General features: G+C 48.5%; 15 protein-coding genes. 9 read left to right on the top strand and 6 right to left on the bottom strand.

The window, feature by feature from the left end:
- Nucleotides 1-113 precede the first annotated feature (113 nt).
- The 4 genes from KNQ06_RS07090 (at nucleotide 114) to KNQ06_RS07075 (ending at nucleotide 3,281) form a co-directional block, all read left to right on the top strand.
- Nucleotides 114-884 (top strand): CPBP family intramembrane glutamic endopeptidase, encoded by a 771-nt coding sequence (locus KNQ06_RS07090; protein ID WP_215147698.1) that lies wholly within the window; start codon nucleotides 114-116, stop codon nucleotides 882-884.
- Between the two features lie 81 nt (nucleotides 885-965).
- The gene (locus KNQ06_RS07085) at nucleotides 966-1,631 is read left to right on the top strand and encodes a GntR family transcriptional regulator (protein WP_149427313.1); all 666 of its coding nucleotides are present in this window, start codon (nucleotides 966-968) and stop codon (nucleotides 1,629-1,631) included.
- Nucleotides 1,631-2,563, top strand: coding sequence for a DMT family transporter (locus tag KNQ06_RS07080; protein WP_215147697.1), 933 nt, complete (start codon nucleotides 1,631-1,633; stop codon nucleotides 2,561-2,563). Before KNQ06_RS07085 ends, KNQ06_RS07080 begins: the two co-directional genes overlap by 1 nt.
- A 16-nt stretch (nucleotides 2,564-2,579) precedes the next feature.
- Nucleotides 2,580-3,281 (top strand): DUF554 domain-containing protein, encoded by a 702-nt coding sequence (locus KNQ06_RS07075; RefSeq protein ID WP_149427315.1) that lies wholly within the window; start codon nucleotides 2,580-2,582, stop codon nucleotides 3,279-3,281.
- A 44-nt stretch (nucleotides 3,282-3,325) separates the two neighbouring features.
- Here the strand turns inward: KNQ06_RS07075 and KNQ06_RS07070 are convergent, their stop codons facing one another.
- Together KNQ06_RS07070 and KNQ06_RS07065 are read right to left on the bottom strand one after the other, a co-directional pair.
- Nucleotides 3,326-3,796 (bottom strand): NUDIX hydrolase, encoded by a 471-nt coding sequence (locus KNQ06_RS07070; protein WP_149427316.1) that lies wholly within the window; start codon nucleotides 3,794-3,796, stop codon nucleotides 3,326-3,328.
- A 3-nt stretch (nucleotides 3,797-3,799) separates the two neighbouring features.
- The gene (locus KNQ06_RS07065; RefSeq protein WP_215147696.1) at nucleotides 3,800-4,546 is read right to left on the bottom strand and encodes an arylamine N-acetyltransferase family protein; all 747 of its coding nucleotides are present in this window, start codon (nucleotides 4,544-4,546) and stop codon (nucleotides 3,800-3,802) included.
- A gap of 237 nt (nucleotides 4,547-4,783) precedes the next feature.
- Between KNQ06_RS07065 and KNQ06_RS07060 the strand changes: the two genes are divergently transcribed.
- From KNQ06_RS07060 to KNQ06_RS07050, 3 genes are read left to right on the top strand one after another with little or no spacing between them, the layout of a single operon-like run.
- Nucleotides 4,784-5,650, top strand: a complete 867-nt coding sequence (locus KNQ06_RS07060) for an ABC transporter substrate-binding protein (RefSeq protein WP_483299330.1) — start codon at nucleotides 4,784-4,786, stop codon at nucleotides 5,648-5,650.
- Between the two features lie 59 nt (nucleotides 5,651-5,709).
- Entirely contained in the window at nucleotides 5,710-6,693 is a 984-nt protein-coding gene (locus KNQ06_RS07055) for a FecCD family ABC transporter permease (protein ID WP_064300928.1), read from the top strand.
- A 5-nt stretch (nucleotides 6,694-6,698) separates the two neighbouring features.
- Complete coding sequence (locus KNQ06_RS07050; RefSeq protein WP_215148265.1) at nucleotides 6,699-7,658, top strand: FecCD family ABC transporter permease; 960 nt, start codon at nucleotides 6,699-6,701, stop codon at nucleotides 7,656-7,658.
- A gap of 105 nt (nucleotides 7,659-7,763) precedes the next feature.
- Here the strand turns inward: KNQ06_RS07050 and KNQ06_RS07045 are convergent, their stop codons facing one another.
- Genes KNQ06_RS07045 through KNQ06_RS07035 form a run of 3 tightly spaced genes read right to left on the bottom strand, consistent with a single transcriptional unit; the run spans nucleotide 7,764 to nucleotide 9,820 of the window.
- Nucleotides 7,764-8,693, bottom strand: a complete 930-nt coding sequence (locus tag KNQ06_RS07045) for an ABC transporter ATP-binding protein (protein ID WP_215147695.1) — start codon at nucleotides 8,691-8,693, stop codon at nucleotides 7,764-7,766.
- Nucleotides 8,693-9,382, bottom strand: a complete 690-nt coding sequence (locus tag KNQ06_RS07040; RefSeq protein WP_149427320.1) for an ABC transporter permease — start codon at nucleotides 9,380-9,382, stop codon at nucleotides 8,693-8,695. The genes KNQ06_RS07045 and KNQ06_RS07040 overlap by 1 nt, the downstream gene beginning before the upstream one ends.
- A 24-nt stretch (nucleotides 9,383-9,406) precedes the next feature.
- Entirely contained in the window at nucleotides 9,407-9,820 is a 414-nt protein-coding gene (locus KNQ06_RS07035; protein ID WP_215147694.1) for a DUF4064 domain-containing protein, read from the bottom strand.
- Between the two features lie 187 nt (nucleotides 9,821-10,007).
- On the opposite strand from KNQ06_RS07035, the gene KNQ06_RS07030 reads away from it, so the two are divergent.
- On the top strand, nucleotides 10,008-10,310 hold the full coding sequence (locus tag KNQ06_RS07030) for a DUF2089 family protein (RefSeq protein ID WP_215147693.1): 303 nt from the start codon (nucleotides 10,008-10,010) through the stop codon (nucleotides 10,308-10,310).
- The gene (locus tag KNQ06_RS07025; RefSeq protein ID WP_050677872.1) at nucleotides 10,307-10,591 is read left to right on the top strand and encodes a hypothetical protein; all 285 of its coding nucleotides are present in this window, start codon (nucleotides 10,307-10,309) and stop codon (nucleotides 10,589-10,591) included. Before KNQ06_RS07030 ends, KNQ06_RS07025 begins: the two co-directional genes overlap by 4 nt.
- A gap of 114 nt (nucleotides 10,592-10,705) precedes the next feature.
- Here KNQ06_RS07025 and KNQ06_RS07020 read toward each other — a convergent pair whose 3' ends face one another.
- Nucleotides 10,706-13,927, bottom strand: coding sequence for an ABC transporter permease (locus KNQ06_RS07020; protein WP_215147691.1), 3,222 nt, complete (start codon nucleotides 13,925-13,927; stop codon nucleotides 10,706-10,708).
- Nucleotides 13,928-14,121 lie beyond the last annotated feature (194 nt).

Below are 14,121 nucleotides of genomic sequence, written 5' to 3'. Positions count from 1 at the left end.
TAGAGTTATCTTACAGAAGGAATCTATTGTCGATGTGGATTTATTTCTCTGAAAAAAAGGTAAATCAATGATACAGAAGAAAGGTCGCTCGTTTGAAAAGGGAGGTATTGATCGTGGATAAACGAAATACCGTCGTCTCGGCAACCGTCGTCTTCATCATCATGGGTATCGTCATGGCGATCTCTGCGTTTGGTTTCGGTCTTCGTTACGGTGAACCGGAGTTGTTACGTATCGCGATCTTCGGTGAAGTCGCAACAGCGATTTTTCTCGTCTGGTACATTCGTCGTCATGCCACGTTTGCTGCCGTCGGGTTTTCGAAATTGCAGTCGCGGGGTCTAATCTGGTACATTCCGTTACTGCTGATCGTTCTCGTTCAAGTCGGATTGATCGTCAATGCGTTGTTCACGTCCTCGATATCATCATCGGCACTCCAACTTGTCGGAATCGTCTTCCTGACGACCTTATTCGTCGGTTTCAATGAGGAAGTCTTGTTTCGGGGCATCATCTTACGCTATCTCAAACCGAACGAACATCCGTATCGTGCCGTCCTTATCAGTGCGCTTCTGTTCTCATCTTTCCATTTGCTTAATTTAATCGCCTTGATTCCACCGGCAGCGATGTTGTTCCAACTTGCGAATACATTCGTTTTTGGCGTGTTCTTAGCGATCATCGCACTCAAGCTGAATAATCTTTGGCCGTTGATCATTTTCCATGCGCTGTGGGATTTCGCGAGCATTGCAGCGGATGTCGTGAACGTCAATTTAGGCATCACTCCTCTTTTGACGCAAGCTTATCTACTCGTCGCGATTGTCATTCAATTGATCTTGTTGAAACGGCACGATCTCAGTCACCTGAATGGACCGATGAATCCACGTAACGTTTGAATAGTTGACTCCTCGTTGTTTGACGGGGAGTTTTTTTGAATAAAGCTAGTATCATTGATTAATATGTAATATATTACTTGTATGAAACCTACAGATGATTTAGCCATTGCACGACTTCCTCTCAGTGAGGAAGTATATCGACGTTTACAGCATCACATTATCACTTTACGCCTCGCCCCAGGTGAGAAGGTGAACGATCAAGCGCTCGCGGAAATGTTCGGTGTCAGCCGGACGCCGGTTCGCGAAGCCTTGAAACGACTCGAGGAGGAGGGATTGATTTTTGCGAAACGGGGCTCGCGGACGATCGTGACGGAGCTTGATGCTGAACAGGCACAGCAAACCTATCCGATTATCGCGACACTGCACGGGCTAGCAGCGCGTCTAGCGGGACCGCAATTGACGGAAGACGACTTGATGGAACTTCAAACGATTCACCAACAGTTCACGACGGCAATCGACCAACAGGAGACGGAGACAGCGCTGACGCTTGACGATGCCTTTCACGATGTTTTTGTGTTGCGCAGTCAGAACGCTCAGCTACGTGAAACGATTCGCCGATTGACGCCGCTGATCCGCCGGCTCGAATACGCCCAGTTCAATCGACTCGGTCGTCAATCGATTGCCGATCATGCGGCGATTTTGATTGCATGTCAACAACGGGATGTCGAGCAGCTCGTCCAGGCGACGGAACATAACTGGAACGGGCTCGGACGTTTACTCGTCTCGACACTAAAGGAGGAGCGCTGATGCGACCAATCATTTATGGGATCTTGGCGGCGATGTTCTTTGCCGTCACCTTCATCTTAAATCAATCGATGCAAGGAGCAGGGGGGCACTGGATCTACAGTGCGTCGCTTCGCTTCTTCTTGATGTTGCCGTTCTTCGTCGTCATCGTCTTGATGCGTCGGGGAGTTGGTCGCGTCTTACAGGCACTGCGAGCCGACTTCGGTTTTTGGTTACTATACGGAACGATTGGTTTCGGACTGTTTTACGGTAGCATCTGTCTTGCTGCCGATCATGCGCCGGGCTGGCTGATTGCCGGAACGTGGCAATTGACGATCCTAGCCGGACCGCTGCTTGCTCCCTTGTTCAAGCAACGGATTCCGTGGTCGGCCCTTAAGTATTCCGTCTTGATCGTCCTTGGGGTCGTCGTCATGCAGTTATCCGTCGCAGGAAGTCTATCGCTACAATCCTTACTGTTCGGTGCCTTGCCGGTGCTCGTCGCTGCGATTGCCTATCCGCTTGGTAACCGGAAGATGATGGAACGGTATGGGGATGAGCTCGATGTATTCGAGCGGATCCTTGGAATGACGATCGCGAGTCTACCGTTTTGGATCGTTCTCTCGGTGATTGCTTACATACAAGTCGGTTTGCCGAGTGTCAGTCAAGTGACTCAGTCCGGCTTCGTCGCCTTATTCTCGGGCGTCATCGCGACATCGCTCTTTTTCTACGCGACGTCGCTCGTCCGGACGGAACCGGTCCGGTTAGCCGCGATCGAGGCGACCCAGTCGTTTGAGATCGTCTTTACCGTTCTCGGGGAGATTTTGTTTCTCCATGCGGCACTACCGACGGGACTCGCGACATTCGGGATCATCCTCGTCATGCTCGGGATGACGTTGCATAGCTTGAATCAGGCGGAGCGGACGGTCGTCCGTCCCGCTAAAAGAAAAATCAATTGAGAAAGTAGGCTGTCAGATGGTTTTAACAGGTACACTCGTCAATACCGTCCTGATCATCGTCGGGACGTTGCTCGGATTGATGTTCCACCGGATTCCGGAACGGATGAAGGAGACGGTCTTGCAAGCGATTGGTCTAGCCGTCGTCGTCCTCGGGATCCAGATGGGAATGAAAAGCACGAACTTTTTGATCGTCATCGGTAGTCTTGTTCTCGGAGGTGCGATCGGAGAATGGTTCCGCCTCGATGAGACGCTCGACCGGATGGGGGCTTGGCTCGAGCGTAAGATCAGTCGCGGTCGTCCATCAAATATCGCCGAAGGCTTCGTCACCGCGACGTTGATTTTCGTCATCGGAGCGATGGGTGTCCTCGGTGCGCTCGACGGTGGACTGCGTCAGGATCACGATGTCCTCTATACGAAAGGGTTGATTGACGGCTTCACGGCGCTCGTCCTCAGTTCAACGCTCGGGATCGGCGTCATGTTCTCAGCGATTCCCGTCTTTATCTATCAAGGGGCGATTGCACTGAGTGCCGTTGCCATCACGAAGTTCATTCCCGACGCCGCGCTGCAAGAATTCATCTTGGAGATGACGGCGACCGGTGGGGTGATGATTGCAGCGATCGGTCTCAATCTCGCCGGAATCACGAAGATCCGCGTCGCGAACTTGTTACCGGGCATTGTTATCGTTGCTGTCATCGTGACGGGCTTACATCTATTCTAACGAGACATCCCCGCCTGTCCGAAAGGACAAGCGGGGATGTTGTGTTATGTCTCAATTAATTCATGTGTCTCGTATGCCGTGATTGTATGTCCATCGTAATGGAAGTCATGCAGTAACGGGTGTTCGGTCGACAGAACAATCGGTAGGTAGTGCCGGAGGTTGCTGATGACACCCATGTTATCGTCGCCTAAAATCCAGTCGAGTGATTTCCAATCGAGGATTCCTTCAACTGTCATGACCGGTGTTGGAAACGGACGATCTTCTAAATCAGCCAGGTAGAGGTACATGCCAGATGTCTCTTCCCCATGTAAGCGAACGATGCCTTTTGATGTCACTGAGGTGAGCGTGATGCCTGTCTCTTCAAACGTCTCGCGGATGACGGCGGCTTCCGGTGTCTCGCCCGGTTCGATCTTACCACCGACACCATTCCACATGCCCATCGCCGGACGTTTTTGCCGATTGACGAGTAAAAAGTGGTCTGCGTGTCGGATTAAACAAAGTGTATAACGATCCATGATTTACGACTCCCGTCCTAAAAAGTGTGTGTTGTACAGCATCTCGAATTGGGCGGGACCTGCGACCGGTAACTCGGTCGTCGTCGTTTCTTCAATCCGTAACGTCCGCTCAGTCAACGTCTTTTGTCCGCGCGGCGTCCGCATTGCAACGAGGCGACCTTTATTGAACGGCGAAGCGTCGCTCTGCTGGATGATCTGTTCCATCTTCGATAAGTCATCTGTTGTAATGGGTGTCTCTTGGTCGAACCGGTAACCTGTCACAAATTTCGCTTGTCCCGTCCGCTTCATCTCAAGTGTGTCATCATTGATGATCCGGTAACTGCCGCTTGCGGAATCAACGGTCTCCCCACTCAACGGAACAGGAACGAGCGGTAAATTGACGCCGAAGCCGGTATCGAGCAAGTGCGTTTCATTCCAAATGACCGCAACATGGGTCGGTCCGGTCGCTGACCAGGCGTCCGACTTCGTATCGTAAACAGTCGCTTGAACGAGTCGAACGGGACAATTTAGTTCCTGCAGGACCCGGTGCAGCAGTCCGTTTAAGTCATAACAGACACCACCGCGTCGTTCTGTCAGAAACGTCTCGATGAAGCGCTCGTCGCTAAACGGACGGATTCGCTTCTCAAGGACGGTCGTATTCTCGAACGGTAACTGGTAGGCGAAGGCTTCGAGTAAGTCAGGTAACTGATCAAACGTGATTGCATCGAGCGGAAACTCAATTCGCTGTTCTAAGTCTTTCATCCAATCCATCTCTGATCCCTCCTTTGTTCACTACCTGATTATCCCATATTGCTTCAGAGAATGTGAATGTTAGCCTATATTATCTGAAAATAAGGATTTCCCTTTTGTTCGATGGAAATCTTTGATATGCTGAGACAGGATTAATTAAGAATGATTCTCAATGTCGAATCACGAATCAAAGGAGGTCTCACCATGAGACGGAAAACTTGGATGACAGCGTTGACGCTCCTCGTGTTGAGCAGTTTGATGCTTGCGGCTTGTTCTAGTCAAGCAGAGCAATCGAACGAAAAGACGCGGACGATTACGCACGAAGCAGGAAAAACGAAAGTACCGGAAAAGCCGAAGAAGGTCGTCGCGCTCGAATTCTCGTTCGTTGATGCGTTAGACGAACTAGGCATCACACCGGTCGGGATTGCACAAGAAAACAAGACGGATGTCTCTGGATTACTCGGAAAAGACATCGAGTTCACGGAAGTCGGTACACGCCAACAACCGAATCTTGAAGTGATCAGTTCCTTGCAACCGGACTTGATCATCGGCGACTTCAATCGTCATAAAGGAATTTACAAGCAATTGCAAGAAATTGCACCGACGATCATCTTGAAGAGTCGCAATGCAACATATGAAGAGAACATCGATTCGTTCAAGACGATTGCTGAAGCGGTCGGCAAAACGAAACAGATGGACGATCGCCTTGCGCTTCATGAAGAGCGCTTGCGGGCAGCGAAGAAGAAGGTTGATCCAAAAGATGACCGGAAAGTCATGGTCGGTGTCTTCCGCGCCGATTCACTGACAGCACACGGTGAGACGTCGTTTGACGGTGAGTTGCTCGAGAAGATTGGTATCGAGAATGCCGTTACGAAAACAGCGGAACCGACCGTGACGATCACGTTAGAGCAGATGGTCAAGTGGGATCCGGACGTCATCTTCATGGCGGAAGCCGATCCGAAGTTACTAAAAGAGTGGAAGGATAATCCGCTCTGGAATCAGATCACAGCGGTCAAAAACGGAGAAGTCTACGAAGTCAATCGTGACCTCTGGACACGTTACCGTGGTCTGGACGCTGCTGAACAAATCGTTGACGAAGCAATTCAATTGCTCAAACAGAAATAACGAACGACAAAAAGCCGGAGCAATCTGGCTTTTCGTCTTGATGAAAGGGGAAAGATCCGGTGCAGCGGAAACGTCTGATTTTCGTACTTATCTTACTCAGTTGCTTGGCCGTTTATAGTAGCTTGTTCTTTGGCATCACACAGATGAATCCGGTCCACTTAGTGCAGGAGTGGATCAGTGGTACGACCTCTAAAGCGGGACTCGTCCTGACGAATCTGCGGTTGCCGCGTCTCTTACTCGGGTTGTTGCTCGGAGCGAATCTTGCCGTCGCTGGAGCAATCATGCAAGCTGTGACGCGGAACCCGCTCGCTTCACCACAAGTCTTTGGTGTCAACGCCGGTGCGTCGTTTCTCGTCGTCTTAAGCCTGCTCATCTTTCCGTCACTCGGGACGGCGAACTTGCTTTACTTCGCCTTTGCCGGTGCCTTGCTCGGTGGCGTGCTCGTCTTTTCGTTCGCTTCGATTCGCGGGATGACGGCGTTAAAACTCGCCCTCGTCGGGATGGCGATTCATCTCTTGTTGACGTCGCTAACGAAAGGCTTGATTTTGTTCAACGACCGGATCACGAACGTCTTGTACTGGTTGTCCGGTTCGCTCAGTGACGCAAGCTGGCTCGAACTCCGGATCGTTCTCCCATGGTCGCTCGCAGGTTTGATTCTTGCGGCAAGTCTCGCGAAGTCGCTCGCCGTTTTCCAACTCGGGCAAGACGTCGCGGTCGGACTCGGACAAAAAGTGACGCGGATCCGTCTGCTTGCGGGTATCAGTGTCGTGTTACTCGCAGGGGTAACGGTTGCCGTTGCCGGAGCGATCGGCTTCATCGGTCTGATGGTGCCGCATATCACGCGTCGCCTTGTTGGTGAGGACTACCGGATCGTCTTACCCGTCTCTGCCGTCATCGGTGGTCTGTTGTTGACGTACGCTGATGTCCTGGCGCGCTTCATCGCCTATCCGTATGAATCACCAGTCGGCATCGTGACTTCATTGCTCGGGGCACCCTTCTTCCTTATCTTGGCACGCCGCCAGATGAAAGGGGGATTACGATGAGAGAGATGCGTCGGATTCTACTTGTCGCAGTTTTAGTTCTTGTCACGAGCTTCGCCTTACTGTCGGTCGGATCGATTCAGTTATCGGTAACGGAACTCTGGCAGTCATTCTTCGGTGGAAAGGATGCCTTCATCGTCCAAAATTACCGCTTGCCGCGAACGGTCCTCGCCTTTTTAGCAGGAGCGAGTTTCGCTCTTGCTGGAGTCATCTTACAAAGTGTCATCCGCAATCCATTGATCTCACCGGACGTGATTGGGGTGACGAACGGAGCGTCTCTGTTCGCCGTTTTGACGATTGCCTTAGTGCCGGATGGTCCGCTCTTGTTGACACCGATTGCCGCCTTCATCGGAGCAGCAATCGTCATGCTGGCATTGATGATGCTTGAGCGGGGAGGAAACGTCTCCCGCAGTTCGTTTGCGTTACTTGGTATCGCTGTCAGTGCGATCTGTGCCTCGGGAACAGAATACCTGTTGATTAAATTTCCACTCCAGACGAACGATTCACTCGTCTGGCTTGCCGGAAGTCTATTTGGGAAAGGGTGGCAGGAAGTGATGATCTTAGCACCTGTCCTCGTCGTGATTGGTGCGATCCTCTTCTATCGCCATCGTCAACTTGATATCTTATCACTTAGTGAAGAAGTCAGTATCGGTCTTGGGTTACCAATTCAGCGGACGCGGCACGTCTTCTTGGCGCTCGCTGTCGTCCTAGCCGGTGTTGCCGTTGCGACGGTCGGTGCAATCGGCTTCATCGGTCTGATTGCCCCACATATGGCACGTCGTCTCGTCGGACATAAACACCTCGCTGTCTTACCGATGGCGCTGTTGCTCGGCGGTGGGTTACTCGTCGTCGCTGATGCGCTCGGTCGCGGAATTCATCCGCCACTTGAAGTACCAGCCGGATTGATCACAGCAATCATCGGTGTACCGTACTTTCTGTATCTCTTACGGAGAGAGCGGGCGGCTTGAACGGATGAAAGAAAACAAAACAATCCCCCTCATTTCGTAATTGGAATGAGGGGGATTGTTGTATAGAAGTTTTTGTTTAATTCATCATGAGGCATGTTTTTCACTTTACGCCGAGCGGATTTCTGTACCTAAATTCAAGAAGATCTCTTCCAACGACGCTTCCTCTACTGCAAGTCGATACACGTTAACGTGTTGTGAGACGAGATAGCTATTGATCGTAGCAATATCGTGTTCACTTTGGACGATGAACGTCGAGTGAGTAGAGGAGACGTTGACGTCTTTCGCAAGTGTCGACAACTTGGTCTGCAGATGTTGTTGTGTATCATTGTCGAGCGGTGCATGTTTTACGTGAACGGTGATGTTCTTTTCATGTTGTTCCCGTAACTCCTCCATCGTGCCTTGCGTCTGAATCGTTCCGTCCTGCATGATCGCAATCTCCGTACACAGTTTTTCGACCTCGTCCAAGTTATGAGACGTTAAGAAAATCGTCGTTCCGTCTGCTGCGATCTTACGAATCAAAGTATGAATCCCGAGAATCGAGTTGGCATCAACGCCAGACGTCGGTTCATCTAAAAATAGGATTTCCGGTCGATTAATCAGGGCTTGGGCGATCCCGAGCTTTTTTTTCATCCCAAAGGAGTAGTTCTTCGTTTTTACATCGATGGCGTCTTCGAGTTGTACATCACGGAGGAGTTGCTTTAACTCGTCCGTCGTCGTCTTCAGACCGAGGACTTTGCTGAAATACTTCAAGTGATCGAGCGCCGTGAAGTTTTCGTAAAAGGTCGAGTAATCCGGCAGGACGCCGATTCGGGTCCGGACGTCCTTCAAGGAATCGTTCGGCGCTCCGAGTAACTCGAACGTTCCGGATGTCGGGCGGACAAGACCCGTGATCATGTTGATGAATGTTGATTTACCGGCGCCATTTTGACCCAGGAAGCCGAAGATGGCCCCTTGTTTGATTTCGAGATTCAACTGGTTGACGACGGTCTTATTGCCGTACTGTTTCGTTAGATTGGTTGCGCGAAGGGCTAGCATCATAAATCTCTCCTTTTAAAGATCATCAAGCTCGCGATGACGAAGACGGCGATATGGATCAAGACAAGATACGTGTATGCAGTGTTTTCTTGCGTGTAGTAATAATAGGGCGTCAAGTAAGACAACGTATCAACGATGACATTCTTCGAAATAAGACTCCACATCCCAATGACCGGAAGCGCGATCGAGATGAAGATACCGACGAACATCGTCATTGCAGAGCTGTTGACGACTGTCGAAAGAAACAGCGACAGACCGATGAAGTAAGAGACGAAGATGATACTCTGGATCAAATCGACGATCGGGAACGATTTTGAAAATGGAACGATCAACAAGAGAGCGACTGTCAGACAGAGGACCCAAAACGAAACGTTGCCTAAAAACTTCCCGAAAATGATGTTCTCACGAGAAGTTTTCGTCGCAAGAAAACGAATCGTCTTCGATTCAATCTCTTTGTTGACGCTACTATGAGAAATACTCGTCACGAATAAAGGAGATGCTAAGAACAGAAGTAGCATCAAACCGATGATATAGGCGTTGTCACCTAGACCGAGATCACTAAGTTGTCCTTTGAACTGGCTGACAAGCTTAGCGGAACCAATCGTCACACCGAACAAGACGACGATGATCAGGATGGCTCGAATACTTTGGAAAAGCGATTTAAATTCTCGAAGTGTAATCGCGAACATATCGACACACCTTTCTGTTTGAGTTTAGTATTGCCGTGCTATCTTTTTATTCTTCGTGACGTTAGTGATACCGGCGATCAAATAAGCGATTGAACCAAAGACACCGGCGAGTAATGTAAAGATCCCACCAAGAATTGCAGTGATGATCAACATCTTTCCTGCTGAACCGTTTTTGCGAATCCGGACGATTGAGACGATTCCGCCTATCGTACATAAAAGAGAGACGGCACCAAGGTACAAGAAGAATTGTTGGAAGGATGTGAGGATTTGGGTAGACGTGACATCCGTAATGTTCTCATCCTGGATGAATTGATCGACCAACTCCTTTATGCCAGCGTGATCCGCAATCGATCCAGACAATAGAAACCCACCTAAACATAATGATCCAAACAAGACGATACCGATGACAGCAAATATGTATTCCGTTGTTCTTTTCAAGTAAAACACTCCTTTTCCTTATTTTTCCGATTTGACAATCCTAAACTACCATGACTCGAATCACTATGACAAGCGAAATAATGAATATATTTTAATTATTTATTGGTTAAATGTTTAATTAATATCAAAAATACTTTAACTTTATTTAATTGGATGCTATTATGGTGACATGGGAGGGAAATGGTAAATGAAAAAAGATGATGTTCCAGATTGGGTTTTATCTCTAGAATTGGAAGAGATGGAATTCGTTAAAAAATTCATCGTAAGCTCGGGTTCTTTGAAAGAACTGGCGAAACATTATGATGTCTCCTATCCCACAGTCCGGATTCGCGTCGATCGGATCATTCAGAAAATCGAAGTGAATGAGAAAATCGAGAATGAACCGTTCATCGCATACATTAAACAAATGGCTATCGAAGACCGGATCACGATTGAAGATGCCAAAAAAATCATCGAAAAATATCGACTTGAGAGGGGTAACAGCGAATGAACTTTTTCATTTCTGCTCTAATTATCAGCATCTGTTTAGGAATACAATATTTTTTATCGAGTCGTCATAATCCGTATCTCGGTATCATCATGCCAATCGTTTTAGTGATTTTCCTGACATGGCGTTACTTTGATGGTAGATACAATAGTTTTTTAGCCTATGTATTGATTTTAGGAGTCGGCATGATTTCACTGTGGGAACAATGGTCGCGTGGTCGAAAGAAGCTTAAAGAGAATCAAGAAAAAGAATTAGAACGGATGCGCGTGCACGATACATTGTGAGTTACACCCATACATATCTTTTTTAGTAAAAAATGAGAGTAGCCTCGGTTTCGATGATGAAACAGAGGCTACTCTCATTTACGTGTTAAGGACTATATTCATATTCTGTTCATTTTAATCGAGTTCAATCTTCACTGTCGTATCCTTTGGAAAAGCCTCATCTGATGCATAAAGAACAAATACCTTTTGATCGTCAGGAACTTGATAGACTAAGTCGACAAGTGACTTATATGGAGCGAAGTACTGATAGCCGTTCTTAAATGCTTTTTCATTATGATTGACATAATCGACGGTAGAATATTCTTTACCTTCTAGCGAGGTCAGCGTAAATGTTCCTGGTCTGTAAGTTGAATATGCACCTTTACTTTGTATATCCGAGTTGTACATAAAGACAGGAATTGTGACATACCGATAACCAAGCTTTTCCTTTAAATTCAGTTCTTTTGGTGTTGGAACGAGTGATTTAGCATAAAATAGCTCATATTTTGCTTTCGGATCACCCAGATAGGTTTGAATAACTCCTTTCTCCATTAGTTTTTTAATTGCCGCCTCTTGATCACCTGTTTTCTTGTCATCAGATGATTTTGCATCAGAAGCCAAATCCTTTAATTTATGTCCGCTCGTCTGTTGTTGAGGAGCACTCTGTGTTGTAGTCGTCGAGGATTCCGTTGAGGCGAACAAGAATAGGCTTGCCACTCCGATACACAAGGAAGCGGCGATGGATCCAATTGTCCATTTGAAACGCCGTTCTGTTGCTTGCGTATTTTCGACGATACTGCCGAGTGCAGCATTCGGTGTAATCCGGACGGCACGTTCGGCAGGGAGCAAGGCACCTAACAGACCCGTGATCACCGGAATCAAGAGCATGATGCTGAGGAAACCAAGCTCTTGGACCGGAAATTGTCCGTAAACGAAGCCAATCATTCCAAGTGCTGTCAAAAGACCAATCACACCAGCGCAGAGCCCTGTCATCATGCCTTCACTTAGTACGAGTAAACGAACTTGACCGTCTTGCCAGCCTGTTGCTTTAAGGACGGCGAGCTGACTTTTCCGTTCATTGACGTTTTGCCACATTATTTCGGTCGTCGTCAGGATGGCAATCAGTAAAGCGACACCCATCGCGACGTAGTGCATCGTCCCGACTTCGAGTGCGACATATTCGCCGAGCCACGTTGCATACAAAACACCTTTCAGTCGGAACGTGATAAACAAGAAGAATATGAACAAACTCGTCGGTAAGGCAATCGCGACGACGGAGAGTAATGTCCGTTGCCAGTAGGTGACGAGCTGGTTGATGCTCATCCCAAGCACGCTACGCGCGCGGACGAAACGGCGACCTTTTGAGACTTCACCGAAACGCATGCTTTCGTACGGTTTGATCCGACGGATGAGCGTCATCGGCACGAGCGTTCCACCCCAGTAAATAAGTAAACCAGCAAGACCAATCAATAAAATTCGACCGATTGCAATCGGGTTGTCCGTCGTGACCCAGAACGAACCGAGAATCGTCCAGGCAATCAAGACGACGAGTGTCCCGAGCAGCGTGGCTTCGAGGAACAGTAGTTTTGACAGCTGGCGCGGACGCCAACCGAGTGATAGTAAAATCGCGAATTCTTTCTTTCGTGCATACAGCAAAATGATGTTCGAGCTGAAGACATAGACGAGGGCGACAGCGATGACACTTGCGATGATGCCACTCATCCCGACTTTTGCTTCCTGAAAGATCGCAATCGACGAGCCGAGCTTAATCCACGGTTGTTGAACCCACCCGAGTGCTGATTCGTCTTTTAGTCCCGGTAAATAGGTTAAGGCGAGCTGCGGTGACGAGCCGAGGGTCACGTCCGTGATTAGACCTGTCTTCTGTTCGATTTCTGTCGCCACCTGTTGGAGCTTTTTCTCGCTAGCAGCATTCATCGTCTCGACACCTTTGACGTTGACGCGGATGGCAGAGATCGCTTTGTCACCACGAATCTTAAACGCAGCATCAAGCGTCGTCAGCATCGATGGTGGTTTCGTCAGGAAATCGTACGGATCATTCGTCGGTTTAACGTCTCGAACCGGATTGACGGGACGTTCATTCTTATCCATGACCCACTGGGCTTTTGACGGGAAATACGTCTCCATCGGCAGTTCCGTTAGCGGATCTTTCGAGATGTTCAATTTTTTCGGATCAAAGACCCCGATGTAGTTCAAGTTGACCTTTGGCCAGTCCGTGCTTTCTTTTCCGAACATCCGCGCTTCCCGGTACATGCTGCGTTTAGCGAGTAAGGAATCTTGCTCGACTTGTTTCGGTTGGACTTGATAGGTGAACGGCCAACGTGATGCGTACGGACTTTTGATCGAGCGGTAGTCGATCGGAGACGGTTTTAAGGCAATCCACGTAAAGGAATTACTGTTCGTCTCTTCAGCAGTCGGTAACGTATGTTTTAAAATATCATTGACGAGCTTTTTCTGGACATCTTGTGTCGTGATCGTATAACGTTTCGCACCACTTGTCGGTAAAGAGTCTAAGTATTTATTTCCGCCTTTTTGTTCGACTTGTTGTACCAGATCGTTAATGGATGTCTCTTTCGACGGAAGCTCTACTTTTTCGTACGTGTAGATGCGCGACGCGTCCACGTATTCACGATTGTTCAACAGGATCGGAATTTGGACACCATCTTCACCAAACGAGGTGACTTGATCATCTTTTGAAAAATAGTTACTATAGGTTCCTTTGGTCGTCGCTTTATCTAAGCCAACGAGTGCGGCTTCCGCCTCAGGATCAACCCCTGCAATCATGACTTGACTCCCATACTCAAAAAGAGGCTGCTTTCCAAGTGGAAGGGGGGACACGCCTGATTTTACTGCATTTTCTGTAGGTTCCCATCCCGCTGCTAAGAAGGTGACGCCACTCGAGGATTCGTTCTGTAACCCGGTGTCTTGCGTGTCTTTGATCGTCAGTTTATAAATCCCTTCTTGATCAATCGTATGCGTACCGATACTCGAAAGTGTTTGGTTATACCCAATCATCGCGATGGGGGCAGCAACCTCGACGTCAGTCATTTTTTTGATTGTCTCGTATTGTTTACGCGTGATGCCACCATCGAGACCACTCATGTAGTTTGGCTCGAGTAACTTTAAGTCTTCCGTCACGCTCCGGCTACCTTCTGGTCGGACGACGATGTCGTAAGAGGAGGCCCAGCGTTTTTGCAGTTCATCGACGACGGTTCCGTTATTGGCTTGCGTCGTTCCGATCAAATAGCTCAGTCCAGTACTGACGATCAGAACGCCGACAAGTAGCAGGATGAATCGCTCTTTATTACGCCACCAGGAATTCCAGATGAACTTAAGCATCGGCAAACCCCTCCCGTGGTAAGATGTACTGTCTTATGATGGACCTTGCATCAATCATCAACTGAAGTGAAGTGTGGCTGAAAATATGTACCGATTCAGTCATGGATGAACCCTCCTTTGAATGAATGTTTTTTATTCCATATGTAAGTAAAAAAATCCAATCATTACCTAATTATAATAGAAGGTTGAGAAAT

This window comes from Exiguobacterium sp. s91 (assembly GCF_018618915.1).
Classification (GTDB): domain Bacteria; phylum Bacillota; class Bacilli; order Exiguobacteriales; family Exiguobacteriaceae; genus Exiguobacterium_A; species Exiguobacterium_A abrahamii.
The sequence above is the reverse complement of the archived record's forward strand: the minus strand, read 5'-3'. Positions and strand labels throughout refer to the sequence as shown.

What these genes read in the sequence shown, in the direction of transcription:
- KNQ06_RS07085 (WP_149427313.1), top strand. Translation starts at nt 966, where the DNA reads ATGAAACCTACAGATGATTTAGCCATTGCACGACTTCCTCTCAGTGAG.
- KNQ06_RS07080 (WP_215147697.1), top strand. Translation starts at nt 1,631, where the DNA reads ATGCGACCAATCATTTATGGGATCTTGGCGGCGATGTTCTTTGCCGTC.
- KNQ06_RS07075 (WP_149427315.1), top strand. Translation starts at nt 2,580, where the DNA reads ATGGTTTTAACAGGTACACTCGTCAATACCGTCCTGATCATCGTCGGG.
- KNQ06_RS07070 (WP_149427316.1), bottom strand. Translation starts at nt 3,796, where the DNA reads ATGGATCGTTATACACTTTGTTTAATCCGACACGCAGACCACTTTTTA.
- KNQ06_RS07065 (WP_215147696.1), bottom strand. Translation starts at nt 4,546, where the DNA reads ATGGATTGGATGAAAGACTTAGAACAGCGAATTGAGTTTCCGCTCGAT.
- KNQ06_RS07060 (WP_483299330.1), top strand. Translation starts at nt 4,784, where the DNA reads ATGCTTGCGGCTTGTTCTAGTCAAGCAGAGCAATCGAACGAAAAGACG.
- KNQ06_RS07050 (WP_215148265.1), top strand. Translation starts at nt 6,699, where the DNA reads ATGCGTCGGATTCTACTTGTCGCAGTTTTAGTTCTTGTCACGAGCTTC.
- KNQ06_RS07045 (WP_215147695.1), bottom strand. Translation starts at nt 8,693, where the DNA reads ATGCTAGCCCTTCGCGCAACCAATCTAACGAAACAGTACGGCAATAAG.
- KNQ06_RS07040 (WP_149427320.1), bottom strand. Translation starts at nt 9,382, where the DNA reads ATGTTCGCGATTACACTTCGAGAATTTAAATCGCTTTTCCAAAGTATT.
- KNQ06_RS07030 (WP_215147693.1), top strand. Translation starts at nt 10,008, where the DNA reads ATGAAAAAAGATGATGTTCCAGATTGGGTTTTATCTCTAGAATTGGAA.
- KNQ06_RS07025 (WP_050677872.1), top strand. Translation starts at nt 10,307, where the DNA reads ATGAACTTTTTCATTTCTGCTCTAATTATCAGCATCTGTTTAGGAATA.
- KNQ06_RS07020 (WP_215147691.1), bottom strand. Translation starts at nt 13,927, where the DNA reads ATGCTTAAGTTCATCTGGAATTCCTGGTGGCGTAATAAAGAGCGATTC.